The following is an 18,464-nucleotide window of genomic DNA, read 5'->3' on the forward strand; positions in this document are numbered from 1 at the left end:
TGTCGCCACTCCTCCCTTCAGGAGCACTCCGCATGAATCAGCATGTCGAGAACCGGCCGGGACAGTCCGGCTCGGGGTCCGCGAGTCTCGCCCAGTCCTCGCCCACCGTCGGCACGTTCCGTGAACGCGACGGCGCGCTGGAGTGGAGCGGCCGGCAGGAGACCGTACGCGTCGAACCGTGGGGCCCGGACGCCGTACGGGTACGGGCCAGGCTCGGCGGTCCCGTCCTGGAGGGTCTGCCCGCCGCCGTGCTCGACGAGGCGCCTCCCACCGAGGCCACCGTCAAGATCGAGGGCGGCCGGGGTCTGCTGACCGTCGGCGCGCTGACGGTCGAGGTCGACGCCGAGGGGCTGATCCGCTTCGTGCGCACCGACGGCGGGGCCGAACTCCTCGCCGAGGAGCGCGCCCACTTCTGGTGGCCGGGCCCGCGCCTGTACACGCCCGTCGGCAACGGCTACCACCGCCTGGAGCAGCGCTTCGCCGCCTACGAGGGCGAGAAGCTGTACGGCCTGGGACAGCACCAGCACGGGCTGCTCGACCAGAAGGGCGCCGTCCTCGACCTGGTCCAGCGCAACGCCGAGGTGACCATCCCGGTGCTCACGTCCAGCCGCGGCTACACCCTGCTGTGGAACAGCCCGGCGATCGGCCGGGTGGAACTGGCGGGCAACGGCACGCGCTGGGTGGCGGACTCGGCCCGGCAGATCGACTACTGGATCACGGCGGGCGATCCGGCCGACGCGCAGCGCCGCTACAGCGCGGTGACCGGGCGTACGCCGATGCTGCCCGAGTGGGCGGCGGGCTTCTGGCAGTGCAAGCTGCGCTACCGTACCCAGGACGAACTCCTCGGCGTGGCAAGGGAGTACAGGCGCCGCGGGCTGCCGCTCGACGTCATCGTCTGCGACTTCTTCCACTGGACGCATCTGGGCGACTGGAAGTTCGACCCGGCGGAGTGGCCCGATCCGGCGGGCATGCAGCGGGAGCTGGCGGAGCTGGGCGTCAAGCTCGTCGTGTCCGTCTGGCCGTCCGTCTCGCCGCTCTCCGAGAACCACCGGCTCATGGAGCAGCGCGGCTGGTTCGTCGGCACCCAGTACGGCCCGATGGCGCACGCCGACTGGCCGGACAAGGAGGTCGCCTCCACGGTCCAGGTCGCCTTCTACGACGCGACGAACCCCGAGGCGCGGGAGTTCCTGTGGTCGAGGATCAGGGACAACTACCTGGAGCCGTACGGGATCACGTCCTTCTGGCTGGACGCCTGCGAGCCCGAGCTGAAGCCGGGATTCCAGGAGAACCTGCGCTACTGGGCGGGCCCCGGCCTCGAAGTGGGCAACATGTATCCGCGCGAGAACTCCCGCGCCTTCCACGAGGGCATGCTGGCGGCCGGCGAGAGCGAGGTCGTCACCCTCAACCGCTCGGCGTGGGCGGGAAGTCAGCGGTACGGGGCGGCCCTGTGGTCGGGCGACATCGGCACGGACTTCGCGACCCTGCGGCGCCAGATAGCGGCGGGCCTCAACACCTCGCTGTCCGGCATCCCCTGGTGGAACACCGACATCGGCGGCTTCCACGGCGGCGACCCGGACGACCCGGCGTACCGCGAGGTGATGATCCGCTGGTTCCAGTTCGGCGCGCTGTCCCCGCTGATGCGCCTGCACGGCTTCCGCGACCCGGGCACCCCGCTGGGCCCGGAGATGACCGGCGGCCCGAACGAGGTGTGGTCGTACGGCGAACAGGCCCGGCCGATCCTGGAGAAGTACCTCCATCTGCGCGAGCGCCTGAAGCCGTACGTGCTCGATGTCATGCGGGAGGCCCACGAGGAGGGGCTGCCGGTGATGCGGCCGCTGTTCCTGGAGTTCCCGGACGACCAGGCGGCCTGGTCGGTGGACGACGCGTACCTCTTCGGCCGGGATCTGCTGGTCGCGCCGGTGCTCACGGCGGGTGCGACGGTCCGTACGGCGTATCTGCCGGCGGGCGCGCGCTGGACGGACGCGTGGACGGGCGAGGAGTACCGGGGCGGCGCGGCCGTGACCGTCGACGCCCCGCTGGACCGCATCCCGCTGTTCCTGCGGGACGACGCGCGGCTGCCCGTGGCGGAGTAGCCGCGCGTCGCACCTGGCGGTCAGCTGCTGCTGACCGTCAGGTTGTTGGTGACGAAGTCCAGGCCGCCGGACGAGGACGTGACCTCGAAGCCGAACTGGACGTCACCGATGGTCTCGTTGCCCATCCAGCCCTTGGTGTCCTTGATCCACTTGAGGATCGGCAGGATGCTGACGCTGCCCGAGTTCGAGTCCGAGGTGCGCAGGAACGAGAAGACCTCGTTGGCCCCGTTGCTGCCCTTGTAGACGGACCAGGTGTGACCGCCGAGGGTGACATTGCCCTGCGAGGTGCCGAGCGGACCGACGGCCCCGTTGTAATTGACCCAGAGCATTATCTCGTAGTCGTAGTCGGTGTCCCAGATGTCGTACGAGGTGTTGTACGCGCCGGCCGACGGGACCGTGACGTTGTAGCTGCTGGAGAGCGAGCCGAGCGAGGTGATCGTCTTGTTGATCACCTTCTTGGAGTTGGGGTACGACTTGATGCCGCCGGTGTTGGGGTGGTTGGCCCAGACTCCCCAGTTGGTGCCGGAGTTGGCCCAGATGCACTGGCTGCCCGCGCCGGAGCCCCAGATGTTGTTGTAGAGCGTGTAGCCGTTGAGGCTGGTGTTGCCCCACTGGTCGCAGGAGTTCCAGATCGCGGCGGAGGCGGGGGCGGAGGCGAGCCCGACGGTCACTCCGAGAGCGAGCGCGGGCGCCAGCAGCGCCTTGGCGATCCTGTTCACGTTCCTGGTCGTCCTCGTGTTCAGCGTGCGTGGTGCCATGGTGTCCCTTCCATGGGTGGGGGGATGTGGGGGATGGCTTCGCCGTACGTCGGCCGCGGCCCCAGGGTGAGGACGCGGTCCTCCCCGGCGCGCAGGGAGAGCCGGCGCGCGCCGGAGGGGGTTCTCAGGTCGACGGAGTGGGTGCGGGTGGGCCGGACCACCGCCCGGACCTCCCGCGGACTCCAGTCGAGGTCGATCTCGGCGCCGAACCTCGTCCGTACGCCGCGGAGTCGGCCCGCCGGGAAGGCAGCGGGCAGCGCGGGCAGGAGGACGAGCCGGTCGGGGGTCGACTGGATCAGCGACTCGATGATCAGGGCGGGCAGGGTGTGGGCGGCGTCCGCGTTGTAGACGTCGCGGCGGGGATAGTGCGCGCTCATGAGGGAGGCGTGGAAGAAGTCGCCCGCCAGTACCCGGTCGAGCGCGTGCGCGACCCGCTCGCCGTCCCGCAGCCGGGCGGCGACGAGGGCGTGGTGCAGATGGCCGTGCGCGGAGTCGTTCTCGGCGCCCCGCAGTGCGAGCGCGCGATGCGCCGCCGCCGCGAGTTCCGGGGTGTCGTAGGGGTTGATCTCGTCGAGCGGCCAGACGCCGTACAGCTGGCTGAGGTGCCGGTGGTCGTACGTGTCGTCGAGGCCGGGCCACGCCCATTCGGCGAGGGCGCCGTCGTCGTTGACGCGGTGCGGGGGCAGCCGCTCGGCGAGAGCACGCCACCGGTCGGCGTCGGGGCCCGGGTGGTAGGCGGCCGCCGTGAGCAGGGCGTGGCGGGCCGCGGAGAGGTCCATGGCGGCGTTGACCGCACCCCAGCTCGCATCGGGGTTCGACGGGCGGTTCTCGGGCGAGTAGGAGGGGACGACGACGAGGTGCCCGCGCTCGTCGGTGCGGGTGAGGAAGTCCTCGTAGAAGTGGGCGACTTCGGCGAGGGCGGCGGCCAGCCGCGGGTCCCGCTCCCCGCGGGCCTCGTCGTGGTCGACGAGCGGTTTGAGCAGCCAGTCGGCGCCCGCGGTCCACAGGTGCAGGGGGTACTCGCGACTGAAGTGGTACGTGTGTCCGGACTCGCCGTCCGTGTGGGGCGGGGCGACCACGCCCCGGGTGCCGAAGACGGCTCGGGCGTTGTCCCGCCAGTGCGGCAGCTGCCCGTGGACGAGACGGGCATGGGCCTCGACGACCTCGGGGAGGGCGCCCGCGACGGCCGAGGCGGTCTGCAGGTTCAGATTGGCGTCCGTGGTGAAGGCGCCGGACCAGGCCGTGTCCCAGTCGCCGGTCCACAGCCCGGTGAGCCTCGGCGGGAGCATCCCGCTCGCGGACAGCAGGTGGTAGCGGCCGGCCGCGAAGAGCCGTTCGAGGAGGGCGGGGCTCGCGGGCCGCTTGAGCAGTGCGGAGCCGGGGAGCGCGCGTTCGGTGTCGTCGGCTTCGAGGGTGAGCGCGACGCGGGAGTACGCGGTGCGGTGGAGGCGCAGATGACGCTTCAGGAGGCCCTCGTACGGCTCGCCGCCGTCCGGCAGCAGCGCGCGCAACTCCAGGGTCCGCGCCACCGTGTCCAGCTCTCCGGTGTGCCGCTCCACCCGGGTCAGCAGCAGGACCGACCCGGCGCCCGCCACGCGCATACCGGGCGCCGTCAGCGTCGTACGGCCGCCGGTGACCACGGCCAGCGTCACGCCGGTGTACGCGCGGTCGCTGCCGGGGTAGCGGGCGCTCAGGGTGAGTACGGCGCCCTCGGGGGTGAGGACCGCTCCGTCGCTGACGCCCAGTGTGTCGGGGGCGCCGGGGAGCCGGTGGTCCAGCGTGATGTCCAGGGCCGGGCCCGGGGAGGTCACGTACTGGACGATCACGTCGTCGGCGCGGGAGACGAAGACGCGGCTGCGCCAGTTCGCGCAGGACGATGCGGCGACCCCCGTGGTGAAGTCGACCGTACGGCGGTAGTCGCCCTCCTCGTCGGCGGACGGCCTGCGCAGCCGCACCTGGAAGGCGGGGTGGAAGGGCTGCACCCACTGGAGAGGGCGCCCGTCCGTGAACTCCTCGGCCGCCGTCAGGTCTCCCGCGAGCAACCGGTCCTGGATGGCGGGCAGTTCGGCCGCCAGCTCCGGAGGACGGGCGTGTTCGCCGCCGTTGGGCCGGACGAGGGTGTGATGGGTGACGATCACCCGGTCGTCGTTCGGATCACCGAACACAAGGGTGCCGTGGCGGCCGTTGCCGCTCAGGAAGGCGTCCTCCCAGCGGGCGGCCGGGGCCGGCTCCCAGGTGCCGTGCGGCGAGGTGGACGGCGTGTCCCGCGTACCGGCGGTCATGGGGACAGCACCGCCGCTCCGTACCGGCCCAGTTCGAGGGTGTCCGTGACCCGTCGCTCACCGAGCAGGTCCCGGTACTCCCCCGGCACCGCCACGGTGACCGGCTCCCGCCCGTGGTTGAGGACGAAGAGCAGGTCGCCCCGGCGTACGGCCTCGACCTGGGCGGGCAGTCCTTCGAGCACCGGCCGCACCCCCGCTTCGGCGGCCACGCCCGCCAACAGCTCGCGCAGCGCGGCGGGTTCGGGCAGCGTGGAGACGTACCAGGCGCGGCCCCTGCGCAGCACGGCGGGCAGTCCGTCGAGTTCGCCGCCCTTGTAGCGGGAGTGCGCGACGACGTCCTCGGCCTTCTCGGCCTCGATCTCCTCGGACCAGAGCATGCCCCGGAGACCGTCGCACTCGGCGTACTCGCCGGGGTCGAGCGGCCACCACTCGTGCAGGGTGCGGATGCCGAACAGCTCGCGCAGCCGCTCGTCCATCCCGCCGGTCCGCACCCGGTCGTCCTCGTCCGCGATCCCGGTGAGAAAACCGCAGACGAGGGTGCCGCCTCCGCGTACGTACGCGACGAGGTTGTCGATCGCGGGGTCGGTGAGGAGGTACAGCTGCGGCACGACGACGAGCGGGTATGCGGACAGGTCGTGCCCGGGGTGCGCGAAGTCCGTCGTGATGTGGGCCTCCCACAGGGCGCGGTGCCAGGCCCGCACGACCTGCTGGTACTCGACCTCGCGGGAGGGCCGCCCGTCCTGCTCGCCCGCCCACCAGGCGTTCCACTCGTGGAGGATCGCGACCCGGGACACCGAGTGGCGGCCCGTCACCTGCGCGCCCAGCCGCCGCAGCTCGGCGCCGAGCTGCTTGACCTCCTGGTAGGTGCGGCCCTGCTCCCCGGCGTGGCCGACCATGCCCGAGTGGAACTTCTCCGCGCCCTGGCGGGACTGCCGCCACTGGAAGTAGCAGACGGCGTCGGCGCCCCGGGCTACCGCCTGGAGGGACCAGAGCCGGTTGAGGCCGCGCGGCTTGGGACGGTTCACGCCCCGCCAGTTCACCGAGCCCGCCGCCTGCTCCATCAGCATCCACGGCCCGCGGGCCTGGGAGCGCGTCATGTCCTGGACGAGGGCGCCCTCCTGCGCGCCGAAGGGGTCGCGTGGGTCCGGATAGAGGTCGACGGAGACGACGTCCTCCTCCTCGGCCCACCGCCAGGCGTCCTGCCCCGCCCACATCGGCATGAAGTTGGTGGTCACCGGGAGGTCCGGGGAGTACCGGCGGACGATGTCCCGCTCGGCGACGTAACACTCCAGGAGCATGTCGGACGTGTAGCGCTTGAAGTCGAGCACCTGGGTGGGGTTGTTCAGGTAGTGGGCGCGGCGCGGTGGCAGGACCTCCGCCCAGTCGCCGTATCCCTGGCTCCAGAAGGCGGTCCCCCAGGCCGTGTTGAGCGCGTCGAGCGTGCCGTACCTGTCCCGGAGCCAGCGGCGGAACGTGCCGGCCGCCTCGTCGCCCCAGTCGTAGGTGCAGTACTCGTTGTTGATGTGCCACATGGTGAGGGCGGGGTGGCTGCCGTAGCGGGCGGCCAGGTCCTCGGTGATCGCGGCGGCGTGACGGCGGTAGGTGGCGCTGGAGTGCGAGAAGTGCTGCCGGCCGCCCCACCACTCGGTGCGGCCGTCCGCGTCACGGGGCAGGGTGTCCGGGTGGAGCCGCCCCAGCCAGGGCGGGGGCGAGGAGGTCGGGGTGGCGAGGACGACCCCGATGCCGTGTCCGTGCACGAGATCCATGAGCCGGTCCAGCCAGCCGAACTCCCGTGCCCCTGGGCGCGGTTCGATCTTCGCCCAGGAGAAGACGCCGAGCGTGACGGAATTGACCCCGGCTTCCCGCATGAGGCGTACGTCCTCGTGCCAGACCTCCTCGGGCCACTGCTCGGGGTTGTAGTCCCCACCGAAGAGAACGCGCCCACGGACGGCATCACCGAGCCCGACCCGCCCACTTGAACTAGTCGCGCACATGACACACCTCGTTCGATAGAGAGAGGCAAGCCTCCGGGGGCACCCCCGAAGGGGCGCGGGGAACTGCGCGCTCGGCCACAACGGACCGGCACCCGACGAACACCCCCGGCGGGGCAGTCCGTCAGCCTTTGACCGCGCCGGTCAACATCCCCTTCTTGAAGTGCTTCTGCACGAAGGGAGACAGGAAGGCGACCGGCAACAACGCCAACACCATCACAGCCATCTGCACGGCAAGCGCGGACAACTGTCCCGCCCGGATCGCCTGCCCCAGCCCCACCGGAGGTTCCTGCTTCTGCACGAGCTGGATCATCACGTTCTGCAGCGGCATCATGTCCTGATCGCTCAGATAGATCGACGCGTTGAACCAGGCGCTCCAGTACCCGACGGCGTAGAACAGCGTGATCACCGCGATGACGGCCCGGGAGAGCGGGAGCACGATCTGCCAGAGGATCCGCCAGTCCCCCGCCCCGTCGATCCGCGCGCTGTCGGTGAGTTCCGGCGAGATGCCCATGAAGAACGCGCGCAGCACCAGGATGTTGAAGACGCTGATCGCGCTCGGCAGGATCAGCGCGAGGTACGTGTCCGTCAGCCCCAGCGACTGCACCAGCAGATACGTGGGGATGAGCCCGGCGCCGAAGAACATCGTGGCGAGCAGGGTCATCAGGAACCAGCGGTGCCCGAGCGACCCGATGCGCGAGAGCCCGTACGCGCACAGGACCGACACCGTCATCGAGAACAGCGTGCCGACGACGGTGACGCCCAGGCTGACGACCGTGGCGCGGGTGACCTGGCCGCCGCTCAGCAGTTCCTGGTAGGCGATGAAGGTGACGCCCTTTGGGATCAGCACCAGCCCGCCGGCCTCGCTGATGGTCTGCTTCGTGGACAGGCTGGTGACGACGACGATCCACAGCGGGAACAGGACGGCCAGGCAGGCGAGGCCCAGGGCGATGCCCTTGCCCGCGAGTCCGGCCCGGCGCGGCTCCTCCTCCCAGACGGGCCTCGGCGGGGCCGCCCAGCGGCCGGGCGGCCGCTCCGGTCCCGCGGCCCCCGGCCGTTCCCCGGTCACGGCGCCCTCGGTCACGGCACTCATTTCTTGTACACCCCCTGCTCGCCCATGAGATGGGCGACCTTGTTCGCGGCGAGGACGAGTCCGAGACTGACCACGCCCTTGATCAGGCCGGCCGCCGCCGCGTAGCTGAAGTCCTGGTTGCGGACGCCGTTCCACCACACATAGGTGTCGAGGACCTCCGCCGCGCCCGGTCCCACGGCGTCCCGCTGGAGCAGGATCTGCTCGAAGCCGACGGTGAGCGCGTCACCGACGCGCAGCACGAGGAGGAGGGCGATCACCGGACGCAGCGCGGGCAGCGTGACGTGCCACATGCGGCGCCACCGGCCGGCCCCGTCCATCGCCGAGGCCTCGTACAGATCCGGGCTGACGGAGGCCAGTGCGGCGAGGAAGACGATGACGCCCCAGCCGGCGTCCTTCCACACCCCTTCCGCCGTCACCAGGAACTTGAAGATCCCCGGGTCGGTCATGAGGTCGAAGCCCTCGTAGCCGTGCCGGCGCAGGGTCTGCGCGATGATGCCGGCGCCGCCGAAGATCTGCTGGAAGACGGTGATGACCAGCACCCAGGAGAAGAAGTGCGGCAGATAGAGGATCGCCTGCGACACCGCCCGTACCCGGGGCCTGATCACGCTGTTGATGAGCAGCGCGAGCAGGATCGGGACGGGGAAGAAGAGCACCAGTTGCAGCGCGAACAGGACGAGGGTGTTCTGTACGGCGTCCCAGAACGCCGAGTCCTCGAACAGCCGGGAGAACTGCTCGAAGCCGACCCAGGGGCTGTGGAAGACGGCGATGAAGCCGTTGTCGCTGATGTAGGGGTCGTACTCCTGGAAGGCGACGACGTTGCCCAGGATCGGTATGTAGTTGAAGACCAGGACGAGCAGGACGGCCGGCAGGGTCATCAGGACCAGCGTGCGGTCCCGTCGGAAGCGGACCTTGAAGGTGCCGCCGCCGTTCAGGGCCTTGCGCAGGGCCCTCTTCTCGGCCCTGGTGACCCCCGGGGCGGGGGACGCGGCGGCCACCGGAGTGCCGCCGCGCGTAGTGGTGTCACGTGGAGCGGTGTCACGTGGAGCGGTGCTGTGTGCCACCGGGTCACCCCTGCGCGGATCCGCTGTCGTCCAGCAGCTTCCCGTACCAGTCCCGCAGTTTGTCGCCGCCCTGGCTCTTCCAGTCCGACACGGCCTGCTGCATGTCGCTGATCTTCTTGCGGCCGCGGACGATGTCGTCCTCCAGCTGCTCGAAGTCGTTGGAGAGGTTCGTGTACCGGGCCGGCTCGATGATCTGCAGGCCGTAGAAGGGGGACTTCTTGGTGAAGGCGCCCATCCGCTGCTGCCATTCGACCTGTGCCTTCGCGATGTCCGGCAGGTCGGGGTGCGCGATCGTCGAGGCGGGGCTCGCCAGCATGACGAACGCGTTCAGGACTTCCAGGTTGCCCTTGTCGTTCTTGGTGGGCGTGCCGTCCTTGATCGTGTAGTGGGTGCCCTCGACCCCGTAGTTGGTGAGCATGTACTCCTCGGTGCCGTACGGGGCGGCGGTGACGTTCGCGGCGGCCAGCACGTCCTGGATCACGGCCTTGGACGCCTTCTTGTTGACGAAGGCGAAGATGCCGGCGGGTGCGACGGCCCACAGCGTGGGGTCCCCGCCGTCATGGCCGAAGATGTCCATGCCGTCGATACGGAACTTCTTGTTCTGCGCGGCCTGTTCGGTGGTCTTGGCCCACCAGTGCGAGATGTCGTTGTTGTAGATGAGGACTTCGCCGGCCGTGAAGCGCAGGCTGGAGTCGCCCTGGTTCTGCGCCTTGGCGTCCGGGTGGACGACTCCCGCGGAGTACAGCTTGCGCGTCCACTCCAGCGCTTCGAGGTATTCGTCGGTCTCGACGCGGTAGACCAGCTTGCCGTCGACGAGGTTCCAGCCGAGCGGCTTCTCGCTCCCGGACAGCACACCGAAGCTGTTGAACGCCGTCCACTTCATGTCGTCGCAGGCCCACACCTTCGCCTTCGCGCTGGTGATCTCCTTCGCCAGGGCCAGGAACTCGGCCGCCGAGGTGGGGAGTTCGTAGCCCTTCTCGTCGAAGATGTCCTTGCGGTAGTACGGCACGATGTTGGCCACGTACGAGCTGGGCATCGGCAGGCCGCGCAGCTTGCCGCCGAAGATGGAGCGCTGCCAGGCGTCGGTCGGGACGGCGGCGAGGTTCGGATAGTCCTTGACCTTGTCACCGGAGAGGTACGGGCCGAGGTCGGCCATCTTGCTGATGATGGCACTGGGTATCTTGCCGCCCATGTTCCAGCCGGGGATCACCACGACGTCCGGCATGTCGCTGGAGGCGAGGACCGCGCCCAGCTTCTCGTCGTACGTGTTGCCGTCCTGGTTCTGCCAGACGACGTTCGCGCCGATCTTCTCGTTCATCGCCTTGTAGTAGGGGTTGTCGCCCTTCGGCGGCGAGCCCCAGAACGGCGACATGATCTTGATGGTGCTGCCCTTGCCGAGCTTGCCGGAGACCGAGGTCTTCAGGTCGGCGGTGACCAGCTTGCTGGTGAAGCCCAGCGAGGACCCGTTCTTCGACGCGATGTCCGGCGTCACCACGTTCTGCGCCACGAAGGTGGGGAGGATCTTCTTCGCGTCCTTGCCCGAGGTCGTGCCCTCCTTCTTGCCGCCGTCGGAGCCACCGCAGGCGGCCAGCAGCGGCATCCCGCCGGCCACCGCGACGGTGGCGACCGCGGTGGAGGCGAGGAAGCTTCTCCGGCCGGGGCCGGGGGCGGAGGTGTTCGGCGTCATTGCGTCAACCCTTCGTGGCGCACAGCAGGACACCTGGCCAAGTGGCCGTCGGCTGCGGTGTCTTGAGCGGAACTGGCTGAGCTGGAGTTGCGGTGGCTGAGCTGAGGTCGCAGTGGCTGCACCGAGGTCGCACCGGCCGAGCTGAGCGGAAGCGAACCTCGGAGGTCTGGGCAGGTCTGCGTGCCCAGGAGCAGCACCTTCGATAGTCGAAGCGCTTCGATGTTGCTGCGAGGTTAAGTGAACACCTGGGGGTGCACAAGAGCCGATTCAAACATTCCTCGGAGGTGTGCCGGGGCGGGAGAGGTCTGTACCGGTCGCTTTCGCCCCTTGGGGTGGCGATGGACGGCGGCGAGGATTCGGAGTTGTTGCGTCTGGGTGTCTTGACACCCGACCACTCGTCGAATCAGCATCGAAGCGCTTCGAAAGCTCGCCATCGGCTCTCCCCGTCTTCCGTAAAGGGATCCTCGCGTGACTGCACAAACGCCGCCTTTCCGCGACTCGCAGCTGCCGTTCGCGAAGCGCATCGACGATCTTCTCTCGCGGCTCACCCTCGAGGAACGGGTGGCGATGCTGCACCAGTTCGGGCCCGCGGTCGAGCGCCTCGGCATCGCCGCGTTCCGCACCGGCCAGGAGGCGCTGCACGGGGTCGCCTGGATGGGCCCCGCGACCGTGTTCCCGCAGGCGGTCGGCCTGGGCGCGACCTGGAACGAGGATCTGGTGCGGCGGATCGGCGAGGCGGTCTCCACCGAGACCCGCGCGATGCGTTCGCGCGACGACCGGGTCGGCCTCAACGTCTGGGCGCCCACGGTGAATCTGCTGCGCCACCCCCTGTGGGGCCGCAACGAGGAGGGCTACTCGGAGGATCCGAGGCTGACCTCGGCGATCGCCACCGCGTACACCCGCGGGCTGCGCGGCGACCATCCCGCCTACTGGCGCACGGCCCCGGTCCTCAAGCACTGGCTCGCGCACAACAACGAGACGGACCGGGCCACCGCGTCGAGTTCGGTACGCCCCCGTGTGCTGCACGAGTACGATCTGCGGGCCTTCCGCGACACGGTCGAGGCGGGCGCGGTGGCCGGGGTGATGCCCGCGTACAACCTGGTCAACGGCCGCCCCAACCATGTGTCGCCGTATCTGGCGGAGCAGTTGCGCGCCTGGACGGACCAGGACCTGCTGGTCTGCTCGGACGCGGGCGCGCCCTCGAACCTGGTCGACTCGGAGCACTACTTCGACACGCACGAGCAGGCGACGGCCGCGGCGCTGCTCGCCGGCGTCGACAGTTTCACGGACCACGGCACGGACAGCTCGAAGATCGTCGAACGGGTCCACGGGGCCCTGGAGCAGGGCCTGTTGACCGAGGCCGACATCGACGCGGCGGTCCGCCGCCAGCTGTCGGTCCGCTTCCGGCTGGGCGAGTTCGACCCGCTGCTGGACCCGTACGCGGACGCCAAGGACTTCGACACCCCCGCGCACCGGGCCCTCGCCCGGGAGGCGGCGGAACAGGCGATCGTCCTGCTCAAGAACGACGGCGGCCTGCTCCCCCTCACCGTCACCGTCGCCGGGGAGGGCACCCCGGCCGGGGAGAGCCCGCGCATCGCGGTGGTCGGGCTCCTCGCGGACGAGTGCAAGCTCGACTGGTACAGCGGCACCCTCATCCACCGGTCCACACCGCTGGAGGGCCTGTACGACCGCTTCGGCGCCGACCGGGTGGACTTCGCCGAGGGCGTGGACCGCGTACGTCTGAGGACCGCCGACGGGACGTACCTGAGCGTGCCGCGGGCGGACGACGCGGGCGAGGAGGTCCGCGGGGCCGAGGGCGCGCTGGATCCGGCCCTTCTCGCGGGCCGCACCGATCTGCCGCCGCTCACCGCCGACGGCGTGGGCACCGAGCTGGCGCTGATCGACTGGGGCGAGGGCGTCCTGACGCTCCGCGCTCCCGACGGCCGGTACCTCTCGGTCGCCGAGGACGGTTTCGTGCGCGCCTCGGCGGACCAGCCGGGCGGCTGGGTCGTGCAGGAGACGTTCCGGCTGGAACCCCGGGGCTCCCGAGAGGGCGGGCACGGGAACGGGCACGGGAACGGGCACCTCCTCCAGCACGTCGGCACGGGTCGCTACGTCTCTGTGACCGCCGACGGCGTAAAGGTTGCCGACGAGAATCCGACGGTCCTGGAGCTGGAGTTCACCGAGCGCGGCGAGGACGCGGTGGCGCACGCGGCGGCCTGCGCCGACGTCGTCGTCGTGGTCGTGGGCAACGACCCGCACATCAACGGGCGCGAGACGGAGGACCGCACGACCCTCGCCCTCCCGGCCCACCAGCGACGGCTTCTGGACGCGGCACGGGCCGCGAACCCGCGCACGGTCCTGGTCGTCACGTCCTCGTACCCCTACGCGTTCGACCCCACCGACCTGCCCGCCGTCCTGTGGACGGCCCACGGCGGCCAGGCGGCCGGCGCCGCGCTGGCCCGTGTGCTGGCGGGGGACGTCTCCCCGGCGGGCCGGCTGCCCCAGACCTGGTACGCCTCGGACGCGGATCTGCCCGGCCTCCTCGACTACGACGTGATCGGCGGACGCCAGACGTATCTGTACTTCGAGGGGACCCCGCTCTTCCCGTTCGGCCACGGCCTGTCGTACGCGTCGTTCGCGTACGCGGACCTGGCGGCGCGGGCCGACGAGGAGTCCGCGCGGGTCACCTTCACGGTCACCAACACCGGCGACACGGCGGCCGACGAGGTGGCCCAGCTCTACGGCCGCCCCGTCTCACCCTCGGTGCCACGCCCCCGCCGCGAACTGCTGGCGCACCGCCGCGTCCACCTTCCCCCGGGCGCCGCCACGGAACTGTCCTTCGAACTCCCGCTCTCCGCCTTGGAGTTCTGGGACGTCGCACACGGCGGCCGGCGGCTGGAACCCGGCGGGTACGAACTCCTCGCGGGCGCGTCCGCCGAGGACATCCGCCTGAGCGCGACGATCGACCCGGCCGGTACGCCTCCCGCCCCGCGCCCGGTCCTCGAACGCGGCCTGCGCTCGGCCGACTTCGACGAGCAGCGGGGCGCGGAGATCGTCGACCGTACGAAGCTGTCGGGCGACGCGGTGACCCCGGCCGGCCTGGACCCGACCCCGGACCCGGCCGGCGGTCACACCGCCGAACTGGTCTACCGGGCCTGCGACTTCGGTCCGGGCGCCCGGTCGGTCACGGTCGAGGTGTCGGGCGAGGGCACCCTCGAACTGGCCCTGGACGACAGCCCGGCGATCGCCCACCTGGACATCGCGCCCACGACGGGTCCGTACGCCCACACCTGCGTCACCAGTCCGTTCGCCGCGTCCGGGGTCCACGACCTGCGGATCGAACTGCGCGGCCCACTGCGGCTCGCGCACGTCGGCTTCTCCGGCTGAGGGCCCGGAGATCACCGACGGCACAGAGAAGGGGCCCGGCCCGGAAGGCAGCGGTGCCGGGCCCCTTCGCCCGGGGGTGAGGGGGGTCACCCCCGGGCTGGATCACCCTTCGGGCTGGTTCACCCCTCGGGCTTGATGAGCCCGCGCTCGTAGGCGCGGATCAGTCGGCGGGGCACGGCGTACTCGCGCCCGTCGACGTGGAAGGGGACGAGATCGGGCGTCGCCGCCTTCCACTGGGACCTGCGGTGCCGGGTGTTGGAACGGGACATCTTGCGCTTCGGGACTGCCATGCCCGGCACACTACATGAAAACGATTGTCACTAGCCATAGGGTCCCGGTGCCCGGTCTCAGAGAGCGAGCCCCGTGAGGACCAGGACGCGCTCGTAGGTGTAGTCGTCCATGGCGAACCGCACGCCCTCGCGCCCGACACCGGACTCCTTGACCCCGCCGTACGGCATCTGGTCGGCGCGGTAGGAGGGCACGTCGCCGATCACCACACCGCCCACCTCCAGCGCCCGGTGGGCCCGGAAGGCGGTCTGCAGGTCATGGGTGAACACCCCGGCCTGGAGCCCGTACTTGGACGCGTTGACGGCGTCGAAGGCCGCGGCCTCGCCGTCCACCTTCTGCACGGTGAGGACGGGCCCGAAGACCTCCTCGCAGGAGATCGTCACATCGGCCGGTACGCCCGCCAGCACGGTCGGCGCGTACGAGGCGCCGTCCCGCTTGCCGCCGGCGAGCAGTTCGGCACCGGCCGCGACGGCCTCGTCGACCCACGACTCGACGCGCTTCGCGGCGTCCTCGCTGACCAGCGGGCCGACATCGGTCGCGTCGTCGGAGGGGTCGCCGGTCACCTGAGCCTCGACCGCGGCGACGATCCGGGGCAGCAGCCGGTCGTACACCGACGCGTCCGCGACGACGCGCTGCACGGAGATGCAGGACTGGCCGCCCTGGTAGTTGCTGAAGGTCGCGATGCGGGTGGCGGCCCGGTCCAGGTCCTGGTCGCTCGCCCAGTCGGCGAGCACGACGGCCGCGCCGTTGCCGCCCAGCTCCAGGGTGAGGTGCTTGCGCGGTACGGAGTCCATGATCGCGTAACCGACCTTGTCGGACCCGGTGAAGGAGATGACGGGCAGCCGCTCGTCCTGCACCAGCGCGGGCATCTTGTCGTTGGCCACGGGCAGCACGGACCAGGAGCCGGCCGGGAGGTCCGTCTCGGCCAGCAGCTCGCCGATGACCAGACCGCTCAGCGGGGTCGCGGGGGCGGGCTTCAGGATGATGGGCGCGCCCGCCGCGATGGCCGGGGCGATCTTGTGGGCGCACAGGTTGAGCGGGAAGTTGAAGGGCGCGATGCCGAGCACGACGCCCTTCGGGAAGCGCCGGGTGAGGGCGAGCCGGCCCTGGCCGCCGAGGTCGGTGTCGAGCCGCTGGGCCTCGCCGCCGTTGAACCGGCGGGCCTCCTCGGCCGCGAACCGGAACACGGACACCGCCCGGCCGACCTCGCCGCGGGCCCACTTGAGCGGCTTGCCGTTCTCGGCGGAGATGAGCCGGGCGATCTCCTCGGTCCGCTCCACGAGGCGCTTGCTCACGTGGTCGAGGGCGGCGGCCCGTACGTGGGCCGGGGTGGCGGCGAACTCGTCGCGCACGGCGTGGGCGGCGGCGACGGCCTCCTCGACCTGCGCGTCACTCGGCACGCCGACCTTGCCGACGAGGCGCCCGTCCCAGGGCGAGGTGACGTCGAAGGTGGCCTCACCGGTGGCCTGGCGGCCGGCGAGCCAGAAGGCATGGGTGGAAGTCATCAGGTCCCCGCCCCTTCCATGAAGTAGGTCAACTACTGGACGCCCCCACGGTAGGCCTGCCGGCGTCGCGACCCACTTGTCCACGACGGAGCACTCCCTGCGGGTATGGCTCCACTTCGTCAAGGGGGTCTGCCATTCAGGGGCGCGGGGAACTGCGCGACCAGCCCCCACCGTCCTGCAGCTCAAAGATTGCGCCGTTCCCCGCGCCCCTGGGGGGCGGGGGCTTGGGTGGTACGTCGGCCGGAGGTCGGTGGGGGCTGAGCGCGCAGTTCCCCGCGCCCCCAGGGGGAGGGGGCTTGGGTCGTTCGTCGGGCGGAGGTCGGTGGGGGTTGAGCGCGCCGTTCCCCGCGCCCCTAAGGGGGCGGGAGCTCGGGCGGATCGTCGACCGCGGGTCGGTGGGGGGGTAGCGCGCCGTTCCCCCGCGCACCTGGGGGCGCCTTCAGGGGGCGCGGGGAACTGCGCGATCTTTTAGGGGCGCGGGGAACTGCGCAAAAGCCCCAGCCCCCGCCCACCCGCACCCATCGACAGCCCCGGCCGAAGCCGGCCTACTCCCCCGCGGACGCCGACACGGCAGCCGTCGCCTTCAGTGCCAGCCACAACTCCATCCGCACATCCGGATCGTCCAGGGACCGCCCGAGGATCTCCTCGACCCGCCGCATCCGGTACCGCAACGTGTGCCGATGCACCCCCAGATCCGCCGCGGCCGCGTCCCACTGCCCGTGTCGCGACAGCCACGCCCGCAGCGAGGCGACCAGATCCCCCCGCCCGGTCGCGTCGTGCTCGTGCAGCGCCCGCAGCAGCCCGTCCGCGAACGCCCGCACCGCGTCGTCCGCAAGCAACGGCACCACGGACCCCGTAGCCACCTCTTCGTGCTCCACCAGCACCCGCCCACGCCGTCGCGCAACCGACAGCGCCTGCTCGGCCTGCTTGTAGGCGGCCCCGGCGGCGACCGGACCGGCGGGCGCGGACACGCCCACGACCAGTTCGTCCTCGTCGGTCCCCTGCTCGGAACCGCTCCGCGCGATACCGACGGTGTGCGCGTACCGCGTACAGGCGGTGACCACCGCACCCCCGTCCGCCGCGAGCACCACGAGCCGCCGCTCCCCGTCGGGCACGACCAGCACGGCCTCCCCGGACCGGGCGGCCGCGGCCTCCGCGACCTCGACGAACCCGCCCACCAGATCGCCCCCGGCCTCGGCGAGCACGACCGAGGCGGCCTCGACACCGTCCGCGTCGACCTCGCCGGAGCCTGAGCCGGAGCGCGAGCCCGAGTCCGAGTCGGCGTCGGCACCGCCCCTGGCCCGCGCCCGCCCGGCGGACGCGGACGCGGCCTCGGCGAGCATCATCCGGTAGGGCGCGTCGAGCAGCCCGCCGTACAGGTCCCCGGCCACCCCGCGGGCGTGGTCGGACTGCCCGGCCAGCAGCATGCGCAGCACGGCGGCGCCGATCCGCTGCTCGGCGCCGTACAGCGACCGGGAGCGTTCCGTGACGAGGGTCAGCAGGGCGATCGCGGAGTGCACGGCGTACCGCTCGGCCGTGCCCGGCGCGGACGCGGTCCCGACGGCGAGCGCGCCACGGGCGCGGCGCCCGGTGCCCAGCGAGTGCAGTTCGACCCGGTCCTCGCCGTCCGTGCCGTCCGTGCCGTCCTCGGTCCCCCCGCCGACGACGGAACTGGCCGGCGCGGGCCGGTCGCGCAGCCGCTCCACGTCCGCGGTGATCCGGGCGGCCCTGCGGCCCGCCCATTCCGGCGCGGTGGCGACGACGGCACCGGAGGCGTCGTACAGCGCGGCCCAGCCGTCGACCTGCGAGGCGAGCGCGGACAGCAGTCCTTCGGGTCCGTCGCTCAGCGCCTGTCTGGTCAGTTCGCGCTGAGCGGCGAACCCCGCGGTCACCGCCCGGTACTGGTCGGCGGCGATGGCCGCGGAGACGGCCTTGCTGATGGCGAGGAAGGGGGTGCGCCGGGGGACCTCCAGGAGCGGCAGGCCCTCTTCCGCCGCCGCGTCGGCCAGCGCCTCGGGGATCTTCTCGTAGTGCACGCCGACGGCGAAGCCGAGCCCGGCCACCCCGGCGCCGACCAGTCGCTTCACATACCGGCGCATGGCGTCGGCGTCCTCGGCGTCCAGCTTGAGCGCCGTGATGAGGAGGAGCTCCCCGCCCTCCATGTAGGGCACGGGGTCGGTGAGCTCGCTGGCGTGCACCCAGCGCACGGGGGTGTCCAGCCGTTCCCTGCCCGCGCGCACGGTGAGCTTGAGCGCCGAGTGGTGGACGAGCGAGGCGAGCGTGGGTGGCATGGGACCTTCAGGTCTTCACGGGTTC

General features: G+C 71.3%; 11 protein-coding genes. 2 read left to right on the forward strand and 9 right to left on the reverse strand.

The genetic code is table 11. From position 1 onward, the window contains the following. Positions 1-32: 32 nt before the first annotated feature. A complete protein-coding gene (locus J8N05_RS33415) occupies positions 33-2,093 on the forward strand; it encodes a glycoside hydrolase family 31 protein (RefSeq protein WP_210889388.1) in 2,061 nt (686 codons plus the stop codon). 20 nt (positions 2,094-2,113) lie between these two features. On the opposite strand, the gene J8N05_RS33420 is transcribed toward J8N05_RS33415, so the two are convergent. The 6 genes from J8N05_RS33420 to J8N05_RS33445 form a co-directional block, all read right to left on the reverse strand. After that, the gene (locus tag J8N05_RS33420; RefSeq protein WP_210889390.1) at positions 2,114-2,851 is read right to left on the reverse strand and encodes a glycoside hydrolase family 12 protein; all 738 of its coding nucleotides are present in this window, start codon (positions 2,849-2,851) and stop codon (positions 2,114-2,116) included. Then, entirely contained in the window at positions 2,833-5,133 is a 2,301-nt protein-coding gene (locus tag J8N05_RS33425) for a glycosyl hydrolase family 95 catalytic domain-containing protein (RefSeq protein WP_210889392.1), read from the reverse strand. The genes J8N05_RS33420 and J8N05_RS33425 overlap by 19 nt, the downstream gene beginning before the upstream one ends. Beyond that, complete coding sequence (locus J8N05_RS33430) at positions 5,130-7,127, reverse strand: beta-galactosidase (protein WP_210889394.1); 1,998 nt, start codon at positions 7,125-7,127, stop codon at positions 5,130-5,132. Before J8N05_RS33430 ends, J8N05_RS33425 begins: the two co-directional genes overlap by 4 nt. A gap of 121 nt (positions 7,128-7,248) precedes the next feature. After that, positions 7,249-8,217 carry a carbohydrate ABC transporter permease gene (locus J8N05_RS33435; RefSeq protein WP_210889396.1) on the reverse strand — a complete coding sequence of 323 codons (969 nt, stop codon included), beginning with the start codon at positions 8,215-8,217 and terminating at the stop codon, positions 7,249-7,251. After that, on the reverse strand, positions 8,214-9,278 hold the full coding sequence (locus J8N05_RS33440; RefSeq protein ID WP_210889398.1) for an ABC transporter permease: 1,065 nt from the start codon (positions 9,276-9,278) through the stop codon (positions 8,214-8,216). Before J8N05_RS33440 ends, J8N05_RS33435 begins: the two co-directional genes overlap by 4 nt. Positions 9,279-9,282: 4 nt before the next feature. Continuing rightward, on the reverse strand, positions 9,283-10,965 hold the full coding sequence (locus J8N05_RS33445) for an extracellular solute-binding protein (RefSeq protein WP_210889400.1): 1,683 nt from the start codon (positions 10,963-10,965) through the stop codon (positions 9,283-9,285). A gap of 468 nt (positions 10,966-11,433) precedes the next feature. Between J8N05_RS33445 and J8N05_RS33450 the strand changes: the two genes are divergently transcribed. Continuing rightward, a complete protein-coding gene (locus J8N05_RS33450; protein ID WP_210889402.1) occupies positions 11,434-14,355 on the forward strand; it encodes a glycoside hydrolase family 3 C-terminal domain-containing protein in 2,922 nt (973 codons plus the stop codon). 119 nt (positions 14,356-14,474) lie between these two features. Here J8N05_RS33450 and rpmF read toward each other — a convergent pair whose 3' ends face one another. From rpmF to J8N05_RS33465, 3 genes are all read right to left on the reverse strand, one after another. After that, complete coding sequence (gene rpmF / locus J8N05_RS33455) at positions 14,475-14,645, reverse strand: 50S ribosomal protein L32 (RefSeq protein WP_189775373.1); 171 nt, start codon at positions 14,643-14,645, stop codon at positions 14,475-14,477. A 57-nt stretch (positions 14,646-14,702) separates the two neighbouring features. Further along, positions 14,703-16,148 (reverse strand): aldehyde dehydrogenase family protein, encoded by a 1,446-nt coding sequence (locus tag J8N05_RS33460; RefSeq protein ID WP_210889403.1) that lies wholly within the window; start codon positions 16,146-16,148, stop codon positions 14,703-14,705. A gap of 545 nt (positions 16,149-16,693) precedes the next feature. After that, complete coding sequence (locus J8N05_RS33465; protein ID WP_210889406.1) at positions 16,694-18,439, reverse strand: PucR family transcriptional regulator; 1,746 nt, start codon at positions 18,437-18,439, stop codon at positions 16,694-16,696. Positions 18,440-18,464 lie beyond the last annotated feature (25 nt).

This window comes from Streptomyces liliiviolaceus (assembly GCF_018070025.1).
GTDB classification, from domain to species: Bacteria; Actinomycetota; Actinomycetes; order Streptomycetales; family Streptomycetaceae; genus Streptomyces; species Streptomyces liliiviolaceus.

Coding starts and splice junctions, on each gene's coding strand:
- J8N05_RS33415 (WP_210889388.1), top strand. CDS start 33: ATGAATCAGCATGTCGAGAACCGGCCGGGACAGTCCGGCTCGGGGTCC.
- J8N05_RS33420 (WP_210889390.1), bottom strand. CDS start 2,851: ATGGCACCACGCACGCTGAACACGAGGACGACCAGGAACGTGAACAGG.
- J8N05_RS33425 (WP_210889392.1), bottom strand. CDS start 5,133: ATGACCGCCGGTACGCGGGACACGCCGTCCACCTCGCCGCACGGCACC.
- J8N05_RS33430 (WP_210889394.1), bottom strand. CDS start 7,127: ATGTGCGCGACTAGTTCAAGTGGGCGGGTCGGGCTCGGTGATGCCGTC.
- J8N05_RS33435 (WP_210889396.1), bottom strand. CDS start 8,217: ATGAGTGCCGTGACCGAGGGCGCCGTGACCGGGGAACGGCCGGGGGCC.
- J8N05_RS33445 (WP_210889400.1), bottom strand. CDS start 10,965: ATGACGCCGAACACCTCCGCCCCCGGCCCCGGCCGGAGAAGCTTCCTC.
- rpmF (WP_189775373.1), bottom strand. CDS start 14,645: ATGGCAGTCCCGAAGCGCAAGATGTCCCGTTCCAACACCCGGCACCGC.
- J8N05_RS33460 (WP_210889403.1), bottom strand. CDS start 16,148: ATGACTTCCACCCATGCCTTCTGGCTCGCCGGCCGCCAGGCCACCGGT.
- J8N05_RS33465 (WP_210889406.1), bottom strand. CDS start 18,439: ATGCCACCCACGCTCGCCTCGCTCGTCCACCACTCGGCGCTCAAGCTC.